This is a genomic window from Streptomyces sp. NPDC047971, from assembly GCF_040653355.1.
GTDB lineage: Bacteria > Actinomycetota > Actinomycetes > Streptomycetales > Streptomycetaceae > Streptomyces.
The window spans coordinates 222276-243121 of record NZ_JBEZNW010000005.1 but is presented as its reverse complement, the minus strand read 5'-3'; the positions used below and the strand labels follow the sequence as shown (position 1 = coordinate 243121).

Sequence of the window (20846 nt, the reverse complement as noted above, 5' to 3'; positions counted from 1 at the left end):
CGGTCCGCGGGGGGCTCGGAGAAAACGGCTCGTGCCGGTGGCACGCGATCTGGCAGGATCCCCCGCATGACCTACGGAATCGAGTTCCACTCCGCCCGGTGAGCGCCCCGGACGAGCGCGAGGCGCTCACCGCTCGGCCCTCTCTGTACGCGTACGCCCTGCGCCTGTCCCGCGCTGAGCCCGACGGCCGCCTCCCCGAGCACGGATACCCCTCTCCCGAACGGCCGCTGCGGCCGCTCTCCCCGAACGACCGGCGGAACGCGCGCCGGATCGCCGCGGACACCATCACTCCCTTCCTGACCGACCCGGACGCCGTGCGCGCCGCCGGCGAGGTGGAGCGTCGCCTGGACGAGCTGGGCGTACGGGACCACCACGTCCGCTGGGCCCTCACCGACTTGCCGCTGGAGAACGAGGCGACCGCGCGGGCGCTCGGCCGCCGGCTGACCCGCACGTGCACCGGCGGCGCGGCCATGAGCCTCGGACTGGGCCTGCTGGACCGGCTCGGCGAGCCGGAGGACATCCCGTACCTGCGGACGATCGGGCTGCTCCGGGACTTCACGGGTTACGCGGTGCGGGCGCTCGAGCCGCTCGACCGCCCCGCGGCCGCGCTCGTCCGGCTCGCGGTGCGCGTCAGGGACCGCGACGTGCGCGCCCTGGTCGACGCCCTCGCGGCGGGCGACGGCGACACCGCCCGCGCGCGGCTGGTGACGCTCCCCCGGCACCCGCGCGCCGTGGGGCCGGAGACCGCTCGCAGGATCGCGGAGGCCGTCCGGCTCGCCGACGTCCTGCGTGAGGATCGGGCGAACGCCGGCGTCCTGGCCAAGGCGGCTTGGCTGCTGAATCGGATGGCGAGCCGGCGTGACCAACGCCCCGAGATCCTCCTGTACGAGGACGCGGTCACCGTCTACGAGGCGGTCGTGGCGCGGGCCTCCGACCTCCCCCCGACACTGGACCAGCACGCGATCCTGCTCGCGCTCGCCCTCGACCTGCACAGCGGCCCGAGCCACGTCCTTTCCTGGCCTCCGGGCCGTCGCGAGGCGCTCCTGACCGATCTGGAGTCCCTGCTGCACTCGCCCGCGTGGGCGGGCGCCGCGGACGGCGAGCCCGCCGAGCCCGTCGAGCCCGTCGACCGCCGTCGCGCCGACTGGATCCGGCGCACCGCACGGCAGCCCTTCGGCCACCCCGGGGCAGGCGGAACCGGGCTCCGGGTGGAGGTCGCCGTACGCGACCCCGCCGACCCGGACGTCGCGGAGACCCGCATCCTCGTCGGCGGACGGCCCGTCCTGCCGGAGGCGTTCGACCTCGGCCCCGGGAACGCTCCCGAGGAACTGCTCGACAGCGGACGGCTGCGGGCCACCTCGGAGCCGCGGGAGGTCCAGCTCGCGGAGGCGTACTGCACCGAGGGCTGCTGCGGCGCGCTCTCCGTCACCGTGCGGCGGGAGGGGGACCAGGTCGTGTGGCGCGACTGGCGCCGCACCCAGGCCGGTCGACGCGGGCAGCCGCAGCTGCCGGCGTACCGATTCGACGGTGCCGCGTACGACACCGAGATCTCGCGTGCCGAGAACGACCACTCCTGGGCGTGGCCGGCCAAAATGACGGCTCGCCTGCTCACGGCCGGCCTGCGTGACAGGCCGGAGCTCCTGACGCGTTGGGACTGCCGGCCCGCCTGGGTCTCCACGGACCACCGCGACCCGGACACCACCGTCCTGTCGTTCACGTTCCTGCCGGGCCTGGCCGAGGGGAGGAAGGACAGGGACGGTCCATGGCTGCAGTTCCACTGGGAGCTGCCGGCCGACGACGCGCCCCCGGAGGCGCGGGCGGCCGCCGCACTGGCCCGCCTGGAGGCGACCGATCCGAAGACCTTCGCCCGGGTCAGTGGCGGCAGTCGGGAGCACGCCCGCGAACTCGGTTTCCCGTGGCCGGAGTCCGGCTGAGTCCGGTCCCCCTGCGGGGGCCGGCCTCAGTGGCTCATGAACCAATGCGTGTCGAAGTAGTGGGCCATGGTGAAGCGGTGGTGCGGGTCGACGAGGATGCGGCAGACGAACTCCGCGGCCCCGCAGTCGAAGGCGACGTCCTCGCCGTCGCAGGACCGGACCACGACGGGCCAACGGTCGGGGTCGTCGCCGTCGACACGCCAGCAGTACAGATCCTCGTGCTCGGTGCCCGCCCACATGAGCAGAGCGTCCTCTCGGAAGGCCGTCCACGGCTCCTGGTTCAGGTCCAGATACCCGTCGAAGGAGCCCCTGCCGAACGTCTCGACCATGCGCTTGTAGTCGCTCGGCAGCGCGGTGCCGAGGCGCGCTTGGACCTCCGCCCAGTCCACGTCGGGCCGCTGGTCGGGCTGTGTCCAGCCGGTGATCCCGCGGAGCCGCTCCAGCCAGTCGACGTCCACGTTCCCCTCCGGGGCGGGCGCCGGTTGTTCCGGCACCTCCCGGTGAGCGACCACCAGCACCGGCCGTTCGGCGCCCGCGACGTCCCGTGCCGTGCCCGTGCCGACCCACCGGTCTCCGTACGCCCACGCCCGTATCGTCACGGCCCGGTCCTCGAAGAAGGCGAGGAGGGCGGAGCCCTTGGACTCGTCGGCCGTCGGATCGGTGAAGCCGTCGAGGACGAGGGTGCGAGGGGTGCCGTACCTGTCGTCGAGCAGACGGGTCAGGTCATGCGGGTCCAGCTCCTCGGGAAGGTACAGGGGGGCGCCCCCCGGGGCGAGCCGGACCAGCAGGTCGTCGAGGGTCGCGTGCGTGAGCTCCATGGCGGACAGTCAAGCGCACGGCACTGACGGCGGGGTTCCCGGGGAACGGCCGGAAGGTCCCGCCCTGCTCGCGACGCCCCGCGGGCGGACGGCGACACCGTCCGCCTGCTCCCTAGCGGGTGTCGCCCTCCCAGTCCCAGTGCACGGCGTCGCCCTCGCGCGGCCCGTAGCGGGCGTGGCCGCCCGGGCCGTAGGAGCCGATCTCCGTGGCCAGGGCGGCGCCCTCCTCCAGCTGTGTCGCGGTCCATCCGGTCACGTCGAGCAGGAGTCCGTCCAGGGGGCCCGCCACCAGCTCGCGGTAGACGTGCCCGGGGCGGGGGCCGGGATCGGGATCGTCGTGGTCGGCGCCGTAGACACGGCCTCTCATCAGCTCGTCCATACCCGGCAGCATCGCACCCGGCACTGACACTCGCCCGCTCACGAGGGTGCGCTCAGGCGGCCGGGGCGATGTTCTGGTTGGAGCGGAAGACGTTGCCCGGGTCGTACTCCTTCTTGAGGAGGCGCAGCCTGCGGAGCTTGTCGGCACCGTATGCCTGCTCGACGCGCGACGCGCCCTCGTCCATGAGGAAGTTGACGTAGACACCGGCGTGGTACGGCTCCAGGGCGGACCACCAGGAGCGCGCCCAGGAGCGCGCCTCGTCGAAGCCCTCGGCGTCGACGCAGTTGCCGTTGATGTTGAAGGTGTGGCCCACGCCCCGCCCGCTGCACGCGGTGTCGTCCTCACCCACGCGTGCCACCGCACCACCCAGGTGGAAGATGTTGCACGTCGAGAGCGGGGACGTGATGCGCAGGGCGTGGGCCGCGCTGATGCCGATGACCTCGTCGTCGAGCCGCTCGATGTCGCAGGAGCGGACGTGGTACCACCAGCCGGGGCGGAACGACGGGTCGAACATGGACTGGTGCTGCAGGAACGGCTTGGGCGCGCACAGGTCGAGCAGAGGCGTCCCGAACCGCCGCAGCGGACGGAGCACCTCCTCCCCGGTCTCGATGTCTCCCGCGTAGCAGCTGATCACCGCGATGACGGGCCTGCCGTGCAGCTCGGGAGGGATCGAGGGCAGGGGCGGGGCCATGCGGTGCACGACGATGGTGGTCAGCTCGTCGGGGATGTCGGTGATCCAGTCCCGGTAGAAGGCGAGCACGTGCGGTGCTTCCTCCAGCGGCCACAGGATCGGCCCGGCGAGCACGGTGGGGCCCACGGGCTGGAGGCGGAACTCGAACTCGGTGACCACGCCGAAGTTGGTGCCCGCGCCGCGCAGTCCCCAGAAGAGTTCGGGCTCATGGTTCTCGTCGGCCGTGACGAAGCCGCCGTCGGCCGTGACCATGTCGGCGCGGAGCAATTGGTCGACGGTCAGGCCGTACTTGCGCATCAGCCAGCCGATCCCGCCGCCGAGGGTGAGTCCGGCGAGGCCGGTGTGCGTCACGATCCCGGCCGGCACGGCCATCCCGAAGTGCTGCGTCTCGCGGTCCAGCGCGCCGAGGAGGACACCTGCCTGGGCCCTGACCGTGCGATTCACCGGATCGACGCGGATGCCGTTCATGGTGGACAGGTCGATGACGAGACCGCCGTCGCACAGGGACTGGCCCGGGAAGCTGTGGCCTCCGCTCCGGACCGCGACCGGCAGCCCGCCGCGCGTCGCACCCTTCAGCGCGGCGACGACATCGGCGACGCCCGTGCAGTACGCGATCAGGGCGGGGAACTTGTCGATGGACCCGTTCCAGATCTTCCGGGCCTCGTCGTAGTCGGGGTCGTCGGGGCGGACGAGCCGTCCGGAGAAGGATCGCTCCAGCTCCTGGAAGGCCGCCTCGTCCATGTGTGCCGCAGCGGGGACTGCGCCCATCGTCACTCCTCGACCGATCGGCCCCTCCTGCCAGGCTCCCACCGGCCGGGATCCGATGCCAGCCCTGGCCGTACGGCCGCGATCGTGGGAGGTGTCCCCCGTCTCCCTCGTGGGCGGGTCAGGCGCCGACGGTCCCGTCGACGCCCTCGCGCAGGAAGTCCGCGTGCCCGTTGTGGCGGCCGTATTCGAGCAGGACGTGGACCATCACCATCCGCAGGGACACGTCCCCGCCCCACCGCGGCTGATGGCCGGTGAGGTCGAGGGACGCGGCCTCGCGTTCGATCCGCCGGGACGTCTCGACCTCGGCCTCCCAGGCGGCGAACGCCTCGGCGCGGGTCGACCGGCTCGCGTCGTAGGCGGCCTGGAAGTCGATCTCGTCCGACCAGACCATCGGCGCCTCGCCGTCCTCGAAGACGCGGCGGAACCAGGCTCGTTCCACTTCGGCCATGTGCCGGACCAGACCCAGCAGCGACAGGGTGGACGGCGGCATCGACCTCTCCCGCAGCTGCTCGTCCCCGAGCCCCTCGCACTTCATGGCGAGCGTCGCGCGCTGATAGTCCAGAAAGGCCCGCAGGGTGTCGCGTTCGCTGCCGAGGTGGGGCGGTGCGACGCGCGGGTCGGTGGTCACGGTCTCTGCTCCTCGTCATGATCCGGTAGGGGTACCGAACCTAGTGGCCTCGGGGCCGGGCTTCCACCGACTTACGCACGGACCGTGGTCACTCCCCCGGCGGGCGCCGCTCGGCCGTCAGCGAGGCGACGATGATCCCCGCCAGCACGGCCCACACGACGACCTCGGCTCCGCCGACGGTCGCCCAGCCCACCGCGCCGAGCGCGCAGGCCGCCCCCGCTCCCGCCCCGAGCGCCCGCCGGTCGGTGGCGAACGCCCAGGCGCGTCGGCCCGCGCCGGGCGTACGCATCTCCAGCACCGCCGCCCGGCACACGAGCGCCGCGGCGGCGACCACCGCGGTCAGCACGGACGGCTCCATGGCACCTGCCTCTCGCCGTCCATGCTCGCGCACCCCGGCCGGAAACGCACCGGCCGGGGCGGTGTCGGGCCCGTATCAGCGGGCGAGGAAGTCCTCGATCGCCTTGGCCAGCGCCGGCGGGCTCTCCTCAGGGGCGTAGTGGCCGGCCTCGGCGAGGACCTCCAGCCGGGCGTTCGGGTACCAGCGGAGCCAGCCGGCCGCCATCGCCTCGGCGCCCAGCGCCGGATCGTGGGCGCCGACGACGAGCAGGACGGGGGCCGGATTGTCCTTGACGCGGTGGTGGAAGTCGGTGCGGGACCAGGAGTCGAGATAGGCGCGGAAGGCTCTCGCCGAGGAGCGCTCCACCGAGCGCTTCACCAGCGGGTCCAGCCAGGCCGCGTCGTAGCGGCCGCCCGTGGTCGTGTCGATGATGACCCTGCGGGCGGCGGGATCCTCCGCGGCCCCGGCGAACAGCTCCCAGCTCTCGCCTTCGAGGGGGAAGCCGGCGGCGGAGACCGGCGAGATGCCGATGAGGGAGCGGACCCGCGTGGGGGCGTCGAGCAGCATCAGCTGCGCCGCCTTGGCGCCCATCGAGTGGCCGATCACGGTGAACGCGTCCCAGCCCAGTTCGTCGGCGACGGCCAGCGCGTCCGCGGCGACCTCGTCCATCGTGAACGCGCCCTCGGTGTCGATCGCCTCTCCGTACCCGCGGCAGTCCAGGAACGCGTACGTTCCGGTGTCGCCGTCGAGATGGGGGCGCAGCGCGTCGAAGCTCGTGCGGTCACCGAACCAGTTGTGCAGCACCAGGGCCCGCCGGGGCCCGCTTCCCTCGATGTCGTACGGAAGAACCTGGCCCGTCATGATGCCCCCTGGTCAGAAGGTGGGTGCCGTCGCGCCGACGCGGTCCGTTCGGCGCCGACGATCGAGTGTCGCGAGCCGCGGCGACCGGGTCAACGCTCCCGGCCGGGCGCACGGCGGCACGGCGGGCGTGACCGGGTGTGCCCAGGCGGGCGCGCCCCGCGATCACCCCGAGATGCGGGGCCACGCGGCCCGGGAGCATGCTGACTGTGTGACGTCGCACGGCGCGGCCGGCCCTGCCCCGTCGGCCGGGACCGGGTACGTCCCCGGGAGCGCGCAGACCGACGGGGAGCTGCTCGACGCCCTGCCGCTGGTCCTGGCCGAGGGCACGCTCCGGACGATCGAGGCGGTCGGCGGCTACGCGGGCGGGGTCTATCTGCGCTCCGGGACACCGGACCTGCTGCGCATGGCGGTGCTCGCGGGACTCCCGGGCCCGCTGTTCCGGCCCTGGTGGCGCATGCACGTGAACCGCCCGTTCCCGGTCGCCGAGGCCCACCGCTCGGGCCAGCCGGTCCACCTCGCCGACGTCGAGGAGGCGATGCGGCAGTTCCCGCAGCTGGTGGCGAGCCTGCCCTTCCCGTTCGGATCCCTGTACGCGCCGGTCGTCAGCGGCAGGGAACGCTTCGGCGTGCTCGTCGTACTGCGCGCGCCGAGCCCGGGCGTGCCGGTGAACACCCGGGACCGGATGCGCCTGGCACGGGAGGCCCGCCGGCTCGGGGACGCCCTCGCGGACCTCTCCGACACCGGTGTTCTCGTCGAGTGGCCCGGTGAACCGGTGTGCGTCCAGCTCCCCTCGGGCGGCACCAAGCCGGTACGGATCGGCTACTTCGACTGGGATCTGACCACCGGAACGGTCACCGCCGACGCCGGGCTGCGGGCCATCATCGGCGAGGACGACCCCTCTGCCCTGCCGGGGACCATGGAGGCGCTCACCGCGCGGCTGGCTCCTGAGGACAGCGCCGCGCTGTGGACGATGGCCCGCCGCGCGGCCGAGTCGGGTGCCCAGATGGCGCGCCGGATCCGGCTCAAAGGACCCGACGGCGGGCTCCACCTCCTGGAGATCTCCGCCCGCGCGGCGGGCGACCGCCCGGGACGGCTGAAGGGCTCGCTCGTCGACCTCGGCACCGGCCTTGTCGGTTCCGACGCCACCGACCGGCTGCCCCGCGCCATCGTCGCCATCGACCGCCTGGGCCGGATCACCTATGTGAACCATCTGACCGAGGCCCTCCTCGGCAAGCCCCGTGCGTCCCTCGCCGGGCTGACCGTGTGGGAGGCCCTGCCGTGGTTCAACAACCCGGGGTACGAGGAGCATCTGCGCGCCGCCCTGCTCTCCGACGAGCCCGTCCACTTCCTCGCCCATGTCCCGGCGGAGGAGTGGCTCTCGGTCTCGCTCTATCCCGGCCACGACGGCGTCACGATGGTGCTGCTCCCCGAGACCGACCCGGCCTACCAGCCCGGATCGGTCGCCAACCCCGATGCCGGTCTCGGTTCTCCCGCGGACCGGGCGTCGGCGCTGTACCGGCCGGTGGCGCTCGCGATCGCGCTCACCGAGGCGGTCACGGCCCGCCAGGTGTCGGCGGTGGTCACCGACGAGCTGCTGCCCGCGTTCGGGGGCCGGCAACTGGCCATCTACCTGCTGAGCGAACGGCATCTGTACCTGGCGTGGGAGACCGGGTTCCCGCCGGGGTTCCTGGAGCCCTTCGACGGTGTCGGGCTGGATGCCCACCTGCCCGGTGTCGAGTCGCTCACGACCGGCCGGCCGCTGTTCTTCGAGTCGATCGAGCAGATGAGCCGCGCCTATCCGGGGCTTCCGCTGGACTCCCTCTCGGGCGCCCGGGCCTTCCTTCCCCTGATCGCCTCGGGGCGGCCGGTCGGCTCGTGCATTCTCGGCTTCGACCGGCCGCGCGGCTTCAGTCCGGAGGAGCGCACGGTCCTGACGGCGCTGGCCGGCCTCATCGCCCAGGCTCTGGAGCGGGCCCGGCGGTACGACAGCGAGTCGGCCCTCGCCCGGGGGCTGCAGGACGCGCTGCTCCCGGCCCGGCTGCCGGTCCGCGACCATGTCGACACCGTGGCGCGGTATCTGCCCGGCACGCAGGGCATGGACGTGGGCGGGGACTGGTACGACGTGGTCGAGACGGGGCGCGGGCTGCTGGCCCTCGTGGTCGGCGACGTCCAGGGCCACGGTGTCGCCGCGGCGGCGACCATGGGGCAACTGCGCAGCGCGGTACGGGCCTTCGCCCTCGGCGGTCATGCGCCGGAGGATGTGCTGATGGGCACCAACCGGCTGTTGATCGACCTCGATCCCGGGCAGTTCGCCAGCTGCTGTTACGTGGTGCTCGACCCGACGACGGGCGCCGCCGAGGCCGTCCGGGCGGGACATCCGCAGCCCCTGCTGCGGCACTCGGACGGGAGGGCGGAGGTGCTGGAGCTCGCCGGCGGCCTGGTGCTGGGGATCGACGCCGATGCCAGGTACCCGGTCACGGAGCTGACTCTGGACCCGGGAGCGGTCCTCGCCCTGTACACCGACGGCCTGGTGGAGCGTCCCGGCCACGACATCGACGAAGGGGTCGAGTGGCTGCGCCGGACCTTCTCCGTGACGGGTCAGATCCCCCTCACGGAGACGGCCGACCGGCTGATCCGCGACGCCCGCCAGGCCACCGACCGGCCGGACGACATCGCCGTCCTGCTCGCCGCTCGCTGGACGGACTGAACGGCCGTACCGCGGAGGTCAGAAGCGGTAGCTGTCGGTCTGGTTCGGTGGTGCGTTGTGGGCCGAGAAGGAGGAGTACGACGTGCGGTCGTCGCGTGCCCGGTGGCGCCGCGCCTGCTCGATGAGAAGGCCGTCGGCGTTCTCGGTCCGGCCGCTCCCCCGGCGCAGCAACTTCGCGATGAGCAGCACGGCGAGCGCGCCCAGCACACCGAAGAACACGAGGATCGAGGTCAAGACGGGCTCCCCCCACGTCGCCGCGCCGTCCCCCCGGACGTCGCCGTCGCACCAGCCTACTCCGGGAGCGATCACACGGGAACGCCGGCGGCGGCCTCACCCGGTCGGCCCCGCGGCGCTGGTCGGCCGGGCCCGTCCCGACGAGGCTGGGCCCATCGAACAGGCAGCCCGAGGAGGAAGAGTGCAGCAGGACAAGCAGCCCGAGTACCGTCCGGTGGTCTTCCGCGACCGCTCCGCGGGGTTCGCGTTCCTGACGCGGTCCACGGCGAGCAGCGAGGAGACCATCGAGTGGGACGACGGGCAGACCTATCCGGTGGTCGACGTCGAGATCTCCTCCGAGAGCCACCCGTTCTTCACGGGCAAGGCCCGCACGGTGGATTCCGAGGGCCGTGTCGCCAGGTTCGAGCGCCGCTACGGCGAGGGCGGCGAGGAGTCCTGATCCGGCGCCGCCGACGCCGACACGCGTCGTGACCCGGTACGGATTCGCGGAGGCACCGACACGCGTCCTGTCCCGGTACGGGTTCGCGGAGGCGCCGGCGCGCGGGCCTTGCCTGCCGGGCGCCGACGCTCCTCCGCGAACCCTTCTCTCACCTCAACGGGCGGAAGAAGTCCCGCAGTTCGGCGGCCACCTGCTCGGGCTCCTCATGGGCCATGAAGTGGCCGCCACGGCGCGGGGTGTTCCAGTGCCGCAGATCGCGGAAGGTGCGCTCGGCGAGGCTCCGGGGGAAGTCCGCGTAGGCCGGTTCATGGCTCAGGGTCACCGCGGCGGGGACCTCGACGGGCGGGACCGCCCGGTTGTGGTGGTAGTCGTAGTACTGCCGGAACGACGAACCGATGGTGCCGGTGGCCCAGTACAGGGTGGCGACCGTCAGCAGCGTGTCCCGGTCCCAGCGGGACTCGAGGTCGCCCGAGCAGTCGCTCCAGTCGCGGTACTTGTCGGCGATCCAGGCGAGGAGTCCGGCGGGTGAGTCCCGCAGGGCGGCGGCGATGGTGTCGGGCCGGGTGCACATGATCTCGCTGTAGCCCTGGTCGGCCTCGTCGTGGACGGCGAGCGCGTCGAGGTAGGCACGTTCCTCGGGGGTCGGCGGGTGCGCCTCGAAGTCCCCGGTGACGACGGCGGAGGTGATGTGGACTCCGGCGACCTCGCCGGGGTACAGGGCGCCGAGCCACTGTGTCACGCCACCGCCGATGTCCCCGCCGAAGGCGCCGAAGCGCTCGTACCCGAGGTTTCGGGTCATCAGCGTGTGCCAGGTCTCGGCGACCCCTCGGCGGGTGAAGGGCCCCGCGGGCAGCGCGGACCAGAGGAAGCCGGGCAGGGAGGGGACGACGACGTCGAAGGCGTCGGCGGGGTCGCCGCCGTGGGCTGCCGGGTCGGCGAGCAGGTCGGCCACGCGCAGCATCTCCACGAAGCTGCTCGGCCAGCCGTGGGTGAGGATCAGGGGCAGCGGCTCCCGGCCGTGCCCGGTTCGGCGGGCGCGCAGATGGACGTAGTGCACCGGTCGCCCGGCCACCTGGGCGAGGTGGTGCGGATAGGTGTTGAGGACCGCCTCCGCCTTGGCCCAGTCGAATCCGTCCGCCCAGTGGGCGACGAGCTCGCGCAGATGCCCGGGGTCGGCCCCGGCCGCCCAGTACGTGGAGTCGGAGGGTTCGGTGAAGAGGGTGCGGTTCAGGCGGTGACGCAGGTCGTGCAGGACGTCGTCGGACACGGAGATCCGGAAAGGTGTGACGGTCATGGTTCCTTCGCTCAGGAGTGCTCGGCCGACGGGCGCTCCCGGTGCGTGGTTCAGAAGGACGCGACGCGGAGGGCCCGTTCGATGTGCGGGTCGTCGTACATGCGGGCTCACCTCCTGGTTCGGCGTGTGCTCCGACCGTACCGGCAGCGCCGGAGCGGCGCATCCCGGTAAACGCCGTCCGGCCGTCCCCGCGGCATGATGCGCGGGAACGGCCGGGCGGATCCCCTCACGGGGGCGGTGTGCGAACCGGTACGGCTCAGCCCTCGACGACGCCGGAAGCGGAGACGAAGATCTTGGCGCTGGTCGCACCGGAGCGGGAGCCCAGGCCCTCGATCTTCTTGACCAGGTCCTGGCCCTCGACGACCTCGCCGAAGACGACGTGCTTGCCGTCGAGCCACGGGGTCAGCACGGTGGTGATGAAGAACTGGGAGCCGTTGGTGTTGCGGCCCGCGTTCGCCATCGACAGCAGGTACGGACGGTCGTGCTTCAGCTCGAAGTTCTCGTCGGCGAACTTCTCGCCGTAGATGCTCTTGCCGCCGGTGCCGTTGCCGTTGGTGAAGTCGCCACCCTGGAGCATGAACTCGGGGATGACGCGGTGGAACGGGGAACCGGCGTAGCCGAAGCCGTGCTCGCCGGTGGCGAGCTCACGGAAGTTCTTCGTCGTCTTCGGGACGACCTCGTCGAACAGCTTGAAGACGATCCGGCCGGCCGGCTCGTCGTTGATCGTGATGTCGAAGTACACGTTGTTGCTCATGGGGACATCCTGTCATTCCCGCTCACGCAGCGCGCGCACGGGCTGCCCATCGGAGGGTTACAGCAGGCCGCCGGCGTCCGGCGTCTGGGGCAGGGCGTCGCTCACGTGCGGGGCGGCCCCGTCCAGGAGGGGGGCGACCGGGTTGTCGTTCTGCAGGAGACCGGTGGTGCCGGTCGCGCCGTGGTCGGCCGCCGAGGCGTGCGGCGGCGGGGTGACGAGGGCCGTGACGACACCGGCGGCGAGGGAGGCGATGGCGAGCATGCTGCGCTTCTTCATGCCCTGGTCAACTGCCGAGAGGCCCGGCGGGTTACGGCCTGCGTTCCAGGTGAGACAGAACGCGAAGTTCATATCACCGTAAATCCCTATGAAACAGCCGCAACCGTATGGTTGTGGTGGATGTCTTTCCCAGTGACACCACTGTCCCCGTACAGGCAGGAATGGGGGACGTCATGCTTCATCGTCAGAGCCTCGCGGCTGTGGCCGCCGGCATTCTTCTGGCCGCCGGGATCGGTGCCACGATCCCCGCCGGCGCCTCCACGGACCGGTCCCGGGCGACCGCACCGCCCTCGACCGCCCTGGTGGTCAACGCCCGCTGGGGCGGGCACCCCTCGTTCGACCGGCTCGTCGTCGACGTCCGGGGCGCGATGCCCCCGGTCACGGTGACCCCGGTCGGCGCACTGCACTACGACGGCTCGGGCGAGCGCGTTCCGCTCAAGGGGAAGTACTTCCTGGAGATCCGGTTCTCACCCGCCGCGGCCCACGACGATTCCGGCCGGTCCGTCTACCAGGGCCCCCGGCTCGTCAAGATCTCCTTGCCCGTGCTGAAGGGCGTCGCCCTGACCGGGGACTTCGAGGGCGTGGTGACCATCGGGGCGGCCTTCGACACCAAGCCGAGCTACAAGACCTTCACGCTCCACTCCCCCGAGCGCTTCGTGCTCGACATCAAGCACCCGGTCGGTTGCCGGGCCTGAGAAAGGAGCCGGGCGGGGCCGCCGCGGTGACGGCCCCGCCCGGACCTCAGAGGCCGGCGCCGGTCTCCACGTAGACCGTCGTGCCGGAACGGCGGGCGCGGTCGATCTCGACGAGCCGTGCGAAGCTGTCCGCCGTCATCTCCCGCCGCCACTCGGCCAGGGTCCGCAGGCGGAACTCGCTGTGCTCGGCCGGGTCGAGCACGACACCGGCCAACTGCTCGTCCGTCAGGACGCCCCCGTCGAAGATGAAACCGATGTGGTTGGCCGGCCACTCGTCGCCGCGGTCGGACACGAAGTGGGTGCCGAGCAGCCGCGGCTCCCCCTCGAAGACGATCCCGGTCTCCTCGTGGCACTCGCGCACGGCGGTCTCCCACGGGGTCTCACCGGGGTCCATGTTGCCGCCCGGCCACTGCCACAGCTCGGAGCGGTAGGTGGCGCGCAACTGGAACGGCCGGCCGTCGGTGTCCGTGAAGTACAGGCAGGCGTACGCCGTCGCTCTCGGCAGCGTCGCGATGTACTCGGCGGGCGGCAGCCAGGTGTTCGCCATGGGGCGGCTCTCTTTCGACGGACGGATGGAACACGTCCATCCAATCGGTCGCGGGAGTCCGCATCCGGCGTGCCGGGGGTGCGTCACCGGATGGTGTGATCACGGAACCTCCGGGTCCGCCCGTACGCGACGATGCCGCCCGGTCGCATGCGCCGGCCGGCGCCGTGATCACGACGGCGGCGGCGCACCGGCTGAGCGGGGGCGGGCACCGCCGTCAGCCGGACTCGTCGTGCGGAAGTTCGCCCGGCAGCCGGTCGATCCTGCGCAGGACCAGGTGTTCGTGGATCAGGCGTCCGACGAGGGCCGCTCCGTAGACGACGAAGCCGACGCCCACGAGCCAGGACTGCAGCACGAGGACGGTGCCGAACTGACCGTACGTCACCGCGTTGGAGGCGATCAGCGGGGAGAAGACGTACTGGGAGAAGATCCGCAGCCCGAACAGTCCGAGGGCGGTGCAGACGGCCCCGGGGACGAGCGCTCTCCAGCGGATGCGGCCGCACAGGAGGAATCGCTGGGACCACCAGAAGAACAGGAAGGCGCCGATGATGTCGCCGACGGCGACGAAGACGGTGATGGTCCTCGATCCGTTCTCGGGCGCCTCGACGAAGATCAGGAGGGCGGCGATGAGGACCGCGAGCCAGACCACGTGGCGCCACATGGTGTGCCAGCGGGCGGTGGGCAGGTCCCAGACCCGTTCGTAGCCGGTCTGCACGGCGGATCCGAAGGTCACGCCGAACGCGGCGAGGGCGGCGAGACCGAAGGCCGTGGTGCCCTGCAGGGCCGCTCCCGGCTGGCCGAAGAGCCGCTCGATCTCCTCCTGCGACACCTCCGAGACGCCGAGTCCCTCGACGAGCCAGCGGGCGAAGCCCTGGCCGCTGGCGAGGTCGGCGGCGGCGACGACGATGAGGAGGGGGACGAGGGTGAGCAGGCTGAGCGCCGCGAAGCCCATCGCGCGGTGCATGAGCTCCACCTCGCGCCCCCGGTTCCAGGCGAGTCCGACGACCGAGGTCAGGACGGACCGATGGAGCCGGTGCAACCAATGGCCGTGCTCGTGGGGGGCTCCGTCGTGGGGCGCACCGGGAGTGGAGGGCATGTCACGGGGAGTACCCGCCGGGCGCCCGGACCCCTCCGTCATGCGGCCGAACGAGGGAACGCGAGGGGCGCGGGTTTCAGCGGGTGAGCGGCCGGGCGCCGGGGCCCGGACGGACGGACACGTCACGCGGGCCGAGGGTGGCGTGCTCCTCTCCCTGACACTCGACGACGACACGGACGGGCGCGCCGCAGCCGGCGTGCCGGATGTCGAGGGAGGGCCCTTCGGGGTCGGCGGCGTGCGCGTCGCCCCACTGCTTGAGCGCGAGCAGGACGGGCCACAGATCACGCCCCTTGGGCGTGAGCCGGTACTCGGAGCGGGTACGGGCCCCGGGCTCGCGGTAGGGCTCGGCGCGCAGGACGCCGGCGGCCGTCAGCTTGCGCAGCCGGTCGGCGAGCACGGCCTCGGACAGGCCGATGTGGCGGCGGAACTCCTCGTACCGGCGCACGCCGTTGAAGGCGTCACGGACGATGAGCAGGGACCACTTCTCGCCGACCACGTCGAGCGTACGGCCTACCGAGCAGTTCGCGGTGTCCGTCTCCAGCCACTTCATCGCCACACTCTACCGAGCTGGCTTCGTCGTTGACAGTCAGCTGACGACGGGGCTAGCTTCGATCTTCGCAGCCAGGTGGCGCGGTCGGACGAGGGAACGGAACGGGCATGAAGCGGTCACGCACGGTCGAGTGGGAGGACGCCGCGGCCACCGCGAGCGCGGCGGGGACGATGGCGGGTCTGGACTTCCTGCGGGAGATCGCCGCCGGCCGCCTTCCGGGCGCTCCGCTCGGGGCCCTGATGGGCTTCTCGCTGGAGGAGGTGGAGCACGGCCGCGCGGTCTTCGGCTTCGAACCGGCCGAGGAGCACTACAACCCGATCGGCAGCGTGCACGGGGGCGTGTACGCGACGCTGCTGGACTCGGCCGCGGGGTGCGCCGTGCACTCGACGCTCCCCCAGGGCATGGCGTACACCTCGCTGGACCTGTCGACCCGCTTCCTGCGCCCGATCACCGTGGACACGGGGAAGATCCGCGCGATCGGCACCGTGATCAGCCAGGGCCGCCGCACGGCGCTCGCAGAGGCGGGGCTCTACGACTCCTCCGACCGCCTCCTCGGCCACGCCACGAGCACGTGCATGCTGTTCCCGACGGGGTGACGCGGTCGCCTCCCCGGCGGCGTGCGTTTCAGGCGGGTCGGGAGGTGAGGCAGGTTCGGGTGCGGGTGCAGCCGTCGGGTGCGGCGTCCTGGAGCCGGGTGGACGCCTGGAGGGCGGCGCTGACGAGCGTCGCCAGGAGGTCGATGTCGGAGCCCGTGTCCAGACGGACCGTCACCCAGCCCGATCCGGCGCGCAGTCGGACGGCACTGGAGCCGAGCAGGGCGGGGCGCAGTTTGGCGATCATGGCTCGGGTGAGGTGGACGTCGGCCTCGTGCTCGCCGTGGAAGTGCACGATGTCCTGTGTCGGGGTACCCAGTCCGAGTTCGGCGCCGCACGGGGTGCGGCCGGGGACCAGCGAGGGCCAGCTCATCAGTCGTTCACCGGCGTGCCGGGCTGTGTTCATACCCAGGAGCGTGCCGGGGCGGAGGGCCTTGCACAAGCGTCCGGGGAAAAGAATCGCGCCGAGGCGTGAAACCGATACGTCCCTGGTGACGCACGGCGCGCAGGGGCTCACAAAGCGCCTCGTAAAGAGGGTTGTTCGGGAGCTCCGGCACGGTCCGTGAGGGGGCGGGCCGCGCCCGTCATGACGCGCTCGGATGGCGCGATTCCGGCCTCGTGCGCGGTGGTCGTGTGCGCGGTCAGGACGGCGGGGTGACACCGGCGAAGACGACCTCGAACTCCTCGATGCTCCGCGTGATCACGCGCGCCCGCTCGCCGGCCTCGCCCCTGAGCGCCGCGACGCCCGCGCGGGAGGCCGCCAGCGTGTCCCGGTCGCTCCAGACGACGCCCACGGTCGCCCGCCCCTGCGCACGGTCGACGAGCAGGGAGCCGCCCAGGAAGCCGGTCAGGGATTCGAGTCGGGGCAGTGCCACGTCCCGGAAGAAGGTCGTCAGGAGGTCCGTGTCGGCGGGGTCGAACTCCAGCCGTGCCAGCCGGAGCCACGCCCCGGGTCCGACGGACCGCGGAGGCTTGGCGACCGCCGCCTCCCAGTTGTCGACGGCCGCGGTCCGGGCGAACGGAGCGAGCTCGACCGCCCGCCGCTCGCGCAGCCGCTCGTCGCTCTCCCGCCGGGACTTCTCGTCGTCCCACCAGGTCGCCGTCAGGAGCTTGCCGAGTTCGCGGTCGACGAAGAGCCCCATGCCCCGGAATCCCGGTAGCTCCGACACCAGTGCGCGGCCTTCGGAAGCGGTCGCGTCGACGGCGGCGGCGAGTCCGGCCGGATCTCCTGTCGCATACATCGTGCGCACGTACACAGCGGTCCCTTCGTCGTGCCCGGCGCGGGGCCCGCGTGGGCTCGCCGGGCATGGGCGAGCCCGGGTGGACCCGCCTCCCGGCTCCATGCGACGGCCTGGCCCGCCGGGGCGCACCCGGGCCGGGGCGTTCGGGTGACCGGACCCCGCCGGTCGTGGCGGCCTGCCCCGCTACGGCGCGTGGCGTTCGCGGAGGCGGGCCGCGAGGACGGCGACGTCGTCCTCGGCGTGGTGGGCGTCGAGGCGCTGGAGGACCTCCTCCACGAGCTCCTCGGGGCCGGAGCCGGGACGGAGCCGGAGGGTGGACAGCCGGGCGAGCGAGACGTCGATGTCCTCGCCGCGCCGCTCCACCAGCCCGTCCGTGAAGAGGACGAGGGTGTCGGAGGGGGCGATCGCGCGGGTGACGGGTTCGTAGCCGCCGACTCCGGTGCCCAGCGGCGGGCCGACGGGGAGCTCGACGAGGTCGGCGGAGCCGTCGGCGGCGAAGATCACGGGTGGCAGATGCCCGGCGCTGGCGAAGGTGGCGGAGCCGCGCGCCGGGTCGACCTGGACCAGCAGACAGGTCGCGGGCCGCAGCCCGCCGTCGTCGGCGACGACGGTGTCGAGCTGGCGCAGGACCCGGTGGGGCGGCAGGTCCGTGGAGGCAACGTCGCGCAGCGCCGAGCGGTACGCGTTCATGTCGACGGCCGCGTCGAGGCCGTGCCCCATCACGTCGCCGACGACGAGCAGGCTGCGCCCGAAGTGGAGCCGTACCGTCTCGAACCAGTCGCCGCCCACCAGCGTCCTGGCGCCGACCGGCAGGTAGCGGCCGGAGACCTCCAGGTTGGGGTGCGGCCGGCCGGGTTCCGCGACGAGGGCCTGCTGGAGGTGGAAGGCGGTCCGCTCGGTGGCGTCGAGCCTGCGGGCGTGGCCGAGATGGACCGCGGCGAGGCGGGCGGCGTCGTGGACGGTGGCCCTCTCGTGCTCCGTCGGGGCGGTGGCCCGCACGCTGACGGCGCCCACGGACCCGATGACCCGGCCGTGCCACTCCAGCGGCGCCGACACGACCCGTACGGCGCCACCGCCGGGAGCGACGTCCGTGTACGTCCGGGGCTCCGGATCGTGGCGCGGCTCCACGCGGTGGACCAGCTCAGGGTCCCCGGCGACGGCGGCACGCGCCCAGCCGGGCCCTTCCTCGGACCGTACGTCCACGGCGGCCGCCTCGTACCCGTGACGGCAGAGGAAGGCGGCCAGGTCCGCGCAGATGCCCTGTTCGTCGTGGTGCGAGCCGATCTCCCCGATCGCGTCCGTCGTGGCCTTCAACCGGGCCAGGACAGCCGCGTGCTCCTCGACCAGGGAGGCCAGTTCCCCCGCTCGCTCCGACAAGACACCTCCACCGCCGCCACGGCCCCGAGCAGCGCACACATTCCATTGGACCAGCGCTGCGACGCGCCCGCGCGTCACACCGGCCGGACCGGGAGTCCATCACATTCCGTGACCCCATCACCAGAACTTCCGCCGCCACGCTACGCCGCGTCGGCGATCTTGTCCGACCATCGCGGGATTCCCCCCGGTGGGCCCCTCGGCTTCGCGCACGGCGCCCTGTCCGTATCGCCCGTAACCCCCGTATCGCCCCCGACTCCGGTGACCTTGGCCGCACTTGCGGTCCGGGCGGTTGTGGACAGCGCCGCGAGCTGATCGAGTACGTTTCTGGCTACTGGCCAGTACGAGATTCCGCGGCTCCGGGGAGAACCACCGATGACCACCGGGTACTTCACCTCCGTCGACGACGTCGCCGAGCGGCTCGCCGCCACCGGCTACCTGGCCTCGCCCGCCGTCGCCACCACCGTCTTCCTCGCCGACCGGCTCGGCAAGCCGCTCCTCGTCGAGGGTCCCGCGGGGGTCGGCAAGACCGAGCTGGCCAAGGCCGTCGCCCAGGTCGCGGACGCCCGCCTCGTCCGGCTCCAGTGCTACGAAGGGGTCGACGAGTCCCGCGCCCTCTACGAGTGGAACCACGCGAAGCAGCTGCTGCGCATCACCGCGGGCCGCGACGAGTCCTGGGACGAGACGCGCACGGACATCTTCAGCGAGGAGTTCCTGCTCCCCCGCCCGCTCCTCACCGCGATCCGCTCGGCCGACCCGACGGTCCTCCTCATCGACGAGACCGACAAGGCCGACATCGAGATCGAGGGGCTGCTCCTGGAGGTGCTCAGCGACTTCCAGATCACCGTCCCCGAACTCGGCACGATCACCGCCACCCGCCGGCCCTTCGTCGTCCTGACCTCCAACGCGGGCCGCGAGCTCTCCGAGGCGCTGCGCCGCCGCTGTCTCTTCCTGCACATCGGCTTCCCCGAGGAGGAGTTGGAACGACGGATCGTGACCACGAAGGTGCCGGGGCTCGACCAGACCCTCGCGACCTCCGTGGTGCGGGTGGTCGGCGCGCTGCGCGCGATGGACCTGCGGAAGGCGCCGTCGGTGGCGGAGACGATCGACTGGGCCCGTACCCTGCTCGCCCTGGGCGCCGACACGCTCGACGAGACCGTGGTGCGCGACAGCCTGGGCGTGATCCTCAAGCATCGGGACGACATCCAGAAGGCGGCGGCCAAGCTCGACCTGGACGCGGTGTGAGCACCCCGCCGGCGGGCGTGCCGGACCGGCTCACCGGTCTGGTGCACGCCCTGCGCGACCACGGCCTGTCCATCGGTACGGGCGAGAGCGTGGACGCGGGCCGGGCCCTGGAGGCGGTCGGCTTCACCGACCGGGAGCGGATGCGGGAGGCGCTCGCGGCCACCCTGCTCCACAAGGAGGCGCACCGCGCTCTGTTCGACCGCGTCTTCGACCTGTACTTCCCGCTCACCGCCGGCCCCGAGGAGCGGGCCGCGGCCGAGGAGTTCGACACGGCCGCACTGAGGGAGCGGCTGGCAGCCGCGCTCGCCGCCGACGACCGCCCGGCCCTGACCCGGCTCGCGGGCGAGGCCGTGGGCGGCCTCGGCGGCTACGGTTCGACGCCGGGCTCCGACGGCTGGTCCTCGTACCAGACCCTCGCCCGGCTCCGTCCCGAGACCCTGCTCGCGCGCGTACGGGCCATGCTCCGGGAGGCCGCGGCGGACGGCCCCGACTTCACCGACCGGCTGACGGACGACGAGATCCGGCGGCGCATCGAGGCGTTCCGCGAGCGGGTCCGGACCGAGTCCCGTCGGCGGGTCGCCGAGCGCCAGGGCCGGGACCGGGTCGCGCGGCGAGCCGTCGCCGGCACCGCGGACAGCGTCGACTTCCTGCTCGCGGGCCGCGCCCAGCTGGAGGAACTGCGCACGACGGTGCGGCCGCTGGCCCGGAAGCTGGCCACCCGTCTCGCGGCCCGGCGACGGCGCGCCGCGCGGGGCCGGATCGATCTGCGGCGGACGTTGCGCGGCTCGCTGTCGACCGGCGGCGTCCCGATGCGGCCCGTGCTGCGGCGCCGCCGTCCCGGCCGGCCCGAGCTCGTCCTGCTCTGCGACGTCTCGGGATCCGTCGCGGGGTTCGCGAACTTCACGATGCTGCTGGTCCAGGCCCTGCACGACCAGTTCAGCAGGGTCCGGGTGTTCGCCTTCGTCAACAGGGTCGACGAGGTGACGGATCTGATCGCGCGGGGCGCGGCCGATCCGGCCGGCCTGGGCGCCCGCATCCTCGAAAAGGCCGAACTGACCGGCTGGCACGGGCAGAGCGACTACGGGACGGCACTGGGCGAGTTCGCCGAGCGGTACGCCGACGCCGTCGGCCCGCGCACCGCCGTGTTCGTCCTCGGCGACGCCCGGACGAACATGAGCGACCCCAACCTGCCGGCGCTGAAGCTGATCGCGGACCGGGCCCGCCGGGTCCACTGGCTCAACCCGGAGCAGCCCTCGCTCTGGTCGACCGGGGACTCGGTCGCGCTCACCTACGCCGAGCTGGTGGAGATGCACCCGTGCCGCAACGCGCGGCAGCTGGGCGAACTGATCGGGCGGCTCCTGCCGGTCTGACGCCCGGCGTGGCACCAT

At 72.7% G+C, this 20846-nt stretch carries 23 protein-coding genes; 7 read left to right on the top strand and 16 right to left on the bottom strand.

The annotated features are described in order from the left end of the window. Positions 1-98: 98 nt before the first annotated feature. Entirely contained in the window at positions 99-1934 is a 1836-nt protein-coding gene (locus tag AB0D99_RS07895) for a hypothetical protein (RefSeq protein ID WP_362358122.1), read from the top strand. 26 nt (positions 1935-1960) lie between these two features. On the opposite strand, the gene AB0D99_RS07890 is transcribed toward AB0D99_RS07895, so the two are convergent. From AB0D99_RS07890 to AB0D99_RS07865, 6 genes are all read right to left on the bottom strand, one after another. Beyond that, positions 1961-2752, bottom strand: coding sequence for an SMI1/KNR4 family protein (locus tag AB0D99_RS07890; RefSeq protein ID WP_362358121.1), 792 nt, complete (start codon positions 2750-2752; stop codon positions 1961-1963). 112 nt (positions 2753-2864) lie between these two features. Continuing rightward, positions 2865-3131: a hypothetical protein gene (locus AB0D99_RS07885; protein WP_362358120.1), complete on the bottom strand. Its 267-nt coding sequence runs from the start codon at positions 3129-3131 to the stop codon at positions 2865-2867. Between the two features lie 52 nt (positions 3132-3183). After that, complete coding sequence (locus AB0D99_RS07880; protein ID WP_362358119.1) at positions 3184-4590, bottom strand: FAD-binding oxidoreductase; 1407 nt, start codon at positions 4588-4590, stop codon at positions 3184-3186. A 118-nt stretch (positions 4591-4708) separates the two neighbouring features. Then, complete coding sequence (locus tag AB0D99_RS07875) at positions 4709-5218, bottom strand: DinB family protein (protein WP_362358118.1); 510 nt, start codon at positions 5216-5218, stop codon at positions 4709-4711. Between the two features lie 88 nt (positions 5219-5306). Then, complete coding sequence (locus tag AB0D99_RS07870; protein WP_362358117.1) at positions 5307-5576, bottom strand: hypothetical protein; 270 nt, start codon at positions 5574-5576, stop codon at positions 5307-5309. Positions 5577-5651: 75 nt separating this feature from the next. Continuing rightward, the gene (locus AB0D99_RS07865; protein ID WP_362358116.1) at positions 5652-6416 is read right to left on the bottom strand and encodes an alpha/beta hydrolase; all 765 of its coding nucleotides are present in this window, start codon (positions 6414-6416) and stop codon (positions 5652-5654) included. A gap of 208 nt (positions 6417-6624) precedes the next feature. Between AB0D99_RS07865 and AB0D99_RS07860 the strand changes: the two genes are divergently transcribed. Continuing rightward, complete coding sequence (locus tag AB0D99_RS07860) at positions 6625-9123, top strand: SpoIIE family protein phosphatase (RefSeq protein ID WP_362358115.1); 2499 nt, start codon at positions 6625-6627, stop codon at positions 9121-9123. Positions 9124-9141: 18 nt separating this feature from the next. On the opposite strand, the gene AB0D99_RS07855 is transcribed toward AB0D99_RS07860, so the two are convergent. Beyond that, positions 9142-9357 carry a hypothetical protein gene (locus AB0D99_RS07855; RefSeq protein WP_362358114.1) on the bottom strand — a complete coding sequence of 72 codons (216 nt, stop codon included), beginning with the start codon at positions 9355-9357 and terminating at the stop codon, positions 9142-9144. A gap of 181 nt (positions 9358-9538) precedes the next feature. Between AB0D99_RS07855 and AB0D99_RS07850 the strand changes: the two genes are divergently transcribed. After that, complete coding sequence (locus AB0D99_RS07850) at positions 9539-9796, top strand: type B 50S ribosomal protein L31 (protein WP_362358113.1); 258 nt, start codon at positions 9539-9541, stop codon at positions 9794-9796. A gap of 148 nt (positions 9797-9944) precedes the next feature. Here the strand turns inward: AB0D99_RS07850 and AB0D99_RS07845 are convergent, their stop codons facing one another. The 3 genes from AB0D99_RS07845 to AB0D99_RS07835 form a co-directional block, all read right to left on the bottom strand. Next, positions 9945-11090, bottom strand: coding sequence for an epoxide hydrolase family protein (locus AB0D99_RS07845; RefSeq protein WP_362358112.1), 1146 nt, complete (start codon positions 11088-11090; stop codon positions 9945-9947). A gap of 256 nt (positions 11091-11346) precedes the next feature. Continuing rightward, the gene (locus tag AB0D99_RS07840; protein WP_362358111.1) at positions 11347-11844 is read right to left on the bottom strand and encodes a peptidylprolyl isomerase; all 498 of its coding nucleotides are present in this window, start codon (positions 11842-11844) and stop codon (positions 11347-11349) included. A gap of 57 nt (positions 11845-11901) precedes the next feature. After that, positions 11902-12120, bottom strand: coding sequence for a hypothetical protein (locus tag AB0D99_RS07835; protein ID WP_362358110.1), 219 nt, complete (start codon positions 12118-12120; stop codon positions 11902-11904). 173 nt (positions 12121-12293) lie between these two features. Between AB0D99_RS07835 and AB0D99_RS07830 the strand changes: the two genes are divergently transcribed. Continuing rightward, positions 12294-12815, top strand: a complete 522-nt coding sequence (locus AB0D99_RS07830) for a hypothetical protein (RefSeq protein WP_362358109.1) — start codon at positions 12294-12296, stop codon at positions 12813-12815. A gap of 46 nt (positions 12816-12861) precedes the next feature. Here AB0D99_RS07830 and AB0D99_RS07825 read toward each other — a convergent pair whose 3' ends face one another. The 3 genes from AB0D99_RS07825 to AB0D99_RS07815 all read right to left on the bottom strand — a co-directional run bounded on the left by AB0D99_RS07825 (position 12862) and on the right by AB0D99_RS07815 (position 15005). Beyond that, the gene (locus tag AB0D99_RS07825; RefSeq protein ID WP_362358108.1) at positions 12862-13362 is read right to left on the bottom strand and encodes an NUDIX hydrolase; all 501 of its coding nucleotides are present in this window, start codon (positions 13360-13362) and stop codon (positions 12862-12864) included. Between the two features lie 214 nt (positions 13363-13576). Further along, positions 13577-14455 (bottom strand): YhjD/YihY/BrkB family envelope integrity protein, encoded by an 879-nt coding sequence (locus AB0D99_RS07820; protein WP_362358106.1) that lies wholly within the window; start codon positions 14453-14455, stop codon positions 13577-13579. A gap of 76 nt (positions 14456-14531) precedes the next feature. After that, the gene (locus AB0D99_RS07815; protein WP_362358104.1) at positions 14532-15005 is read right to left on the bottom strand and encodes a helix-turn-helix domain-containing protein; all 474 of its coding nucleotides are present in this window, start codon (positions 15003-15005) and stop codon (positions 14532-14534) included. Between the two features lie 107 nt (positions 15006-15112). Between AB0D99_RS07815 and AB0D99_RS07810 the strand changes: the two genes are divergently transcribed. After that, positions 15113-15601 carry a PaaI family thioesterase gene (locus AB0D99_RS07810; RefSeq protein ID WP_362358102.1) on the top strand — a complete coding sequence of 163 codons (489 nt, stop codon included), beginning with the start codon at positions 15113-15115 and terminating at the stop codon, positions 15599-15601. A 28-nt stretch (positions 15602-15629) separates the two neighbouring features. Here the strand turns inward: AB0D99_RS07810 and AB0D99_RS07805 are convergent, their stop codons facing one another. From AB0D99_RS07805 to AB0D99_RS07795, 3 genes are all read right to left on the bottom strand, one after another. Further along, on the bottom strand, positions 15630-16004 hold the full coding sequence (locus tag AB0D99_RS07805) for a luciferase family protein (RefSeq protein WP_362358100.1): 375 nt from the start codon (positions 16002-16004) through the stop codon (positions 15630-15632). 235 nt (positions 16005-16239) lie between these two features. Next, positions 16240-16839, bottom strand: a complete 600-nt coding sequence (locus AB0D99_RS07800) for a hypothetical protein (RefSeq protein WP_362358167.1) — start codon at positions 16837-16839, stop codon at positions 16240-16242. 183 nt (positions 16840-17022) lie between these two features. Then, the gene (locus AB0D99_RS07795) at positions 17023-18216 is read right to left on the bottom strand and encodes a PP2C family protein-serine/threonine phosphatase (RefSeq protein WP_362358098.1); all 1194 of its coding nucleotides are present in this window, start codon (positions 18214-18216) and stop codon (positions 17023-17025) included. A 372-nt stretch (positions 18217-18588) separates the two neighbouring features. Between AB0D99_RS07795 and AB0D99_RS07790 the strand changes: the two genes are divergently transcribed. Continuing rightward, positions 18589-19458 carry a MoxR family ATPase gene (locus AB0D99_RS07790; protein WP_362358096.1) on the top strand — a complete coding sequence of 290 codons (870 nt, stop codon included), beginning with the start codon at positions 18589-18591 and terminating at the stop codon, positions 19456-19458. Beyond that, complete coding sequence (locus AB0D99_RS07785) at positions 19455-20828, top strand: VWA domain-containing protein (RefSeq protein ID WP_362358094.1); 1374 nt, start codon at positions 19455-19457, stop codon at positions 20826-20828. Before AB0D99_RS07790 ends, AB0D99_RS07785 begins: the two co-directional genes overlap by 4 nt. Positions 20829-20846 lie beyond the last annotated feature (18 nt).

Bases quoted from the DNA above. Each gene is read 5' to 3' on its own strand.
- AB0D99_RS07890 (WP_362358121.1), bottom strand. From the start codon at position 2,752: ATGGAGCTCACGCACGCGACCCTCGACGACCTGCTGGTCCGGCTCGCC.
- AB0D99_RS07885 (WP_362358120.1), bottom strand. From the start codon at position 3,131: ATGGACGAGCTGATGAGAGGCCGTGTCTACGGCGCCGACCACGACGAT.
- AB0D99_RS07880 (WP_362358119.1), bottom strand. From the start codon at position 4,590: ATGGGCGCAGTCCCCGCTGCGGCACACATGGACGAGGCGGCCTTCCAG.
- AB0D99_RS07870 (WP_362358117.1), bottom strand. From the start codon at position 5,576: ATGGAGCCGTCCGTGCTGACCGCGGTGGTCGCCGCCGCGGCGCTCGTG.
- AB0D99_RS07865 (WP_362358116.1), bottom strand. From the start codon at position 6,416: ATGACGGGCCAGGTTCTTCCGTACGACATCGAGGGAAGCGGGCCCCGG.
- AB0D99_RS07845 (WP_362358112.1), bottom strand. From the start codon at position 11,090: ATGACCGTCACACCTTTCCGGATCTCCGTGTCCGACGACGTCCTGCAC.
- AB0D99_RS07840 (WP_362358111.1), bottom strand. From the start codon at position 11,844: ATGAGCAACAACGTGTACTTCGACATCACGATCAACGACGAGCCGGCC.
- AB0D99_RS07835 (WP_362358110.1), bottom strand. From the start codon at position 12,120: ATGAAGAAGCGCAGCATGCTCGCCATCGCCTCCCTCGCCGCCGGTGTC.
- AB0D99_RS07830 (WP_362358109.1), top strand. From the start codon at position 12,294: ATGCTTCATCGTCAGAGCCTCGCGGCTGTGGCCGCCGGCATTCTTCTG.
- AB0D99_RS07825 (WP_362358108.1), bottom strand. From the start codon at position 13,362: ATGGCGAACACCTGGCTGCCGCCCGCCGAGTACATCGCGACGCTGCCG.
- AB0D99_RS07820 (WP_362358106.1), bottom strand. From the start codon at position 14,455: ATGCCCTCCACTCCCGGTGCGCCCCACGACGGAGCCCCCCACGAGCAC.
- AB0D99_RS07815 (WP_362358104.1), bottom strand. From the start codon at position 15,005: ATGAAGTGGCTGGAGACGGACACCGCGAACTGCTCGGTAGGCCGTACG.
- AB0D99_RS07810 (WP_362358102.1), top strand. From the start codon at position 15,113: ATGAAGCGGTCACGCACGGTCGAGTGGGAGGACGCCGCGGCCACCGCG.
- AB0D99_RS07805 (WP_362358100.1), bottom strand. From the start codon at position 16,004: ATGAACACAGCCCGGCACGCCGGTGAACGACTGATGAGCTGGCCCTCG.
- AB0D99_RS07800 (WP_362358167.1), bottom strand. From the start codon at position 16,839: ATGTATGCGACAGGAGATCCGGCCGGACTCGCCGCCGCCGTCGACGCG.
- AB0D99_RS07790 (WP_362358096.1), top strand. From the start codon at position 18,589: ATGACCACCGGGTACTTCACCTCCGTCGACGACGTCGCCGAGCGGCTC.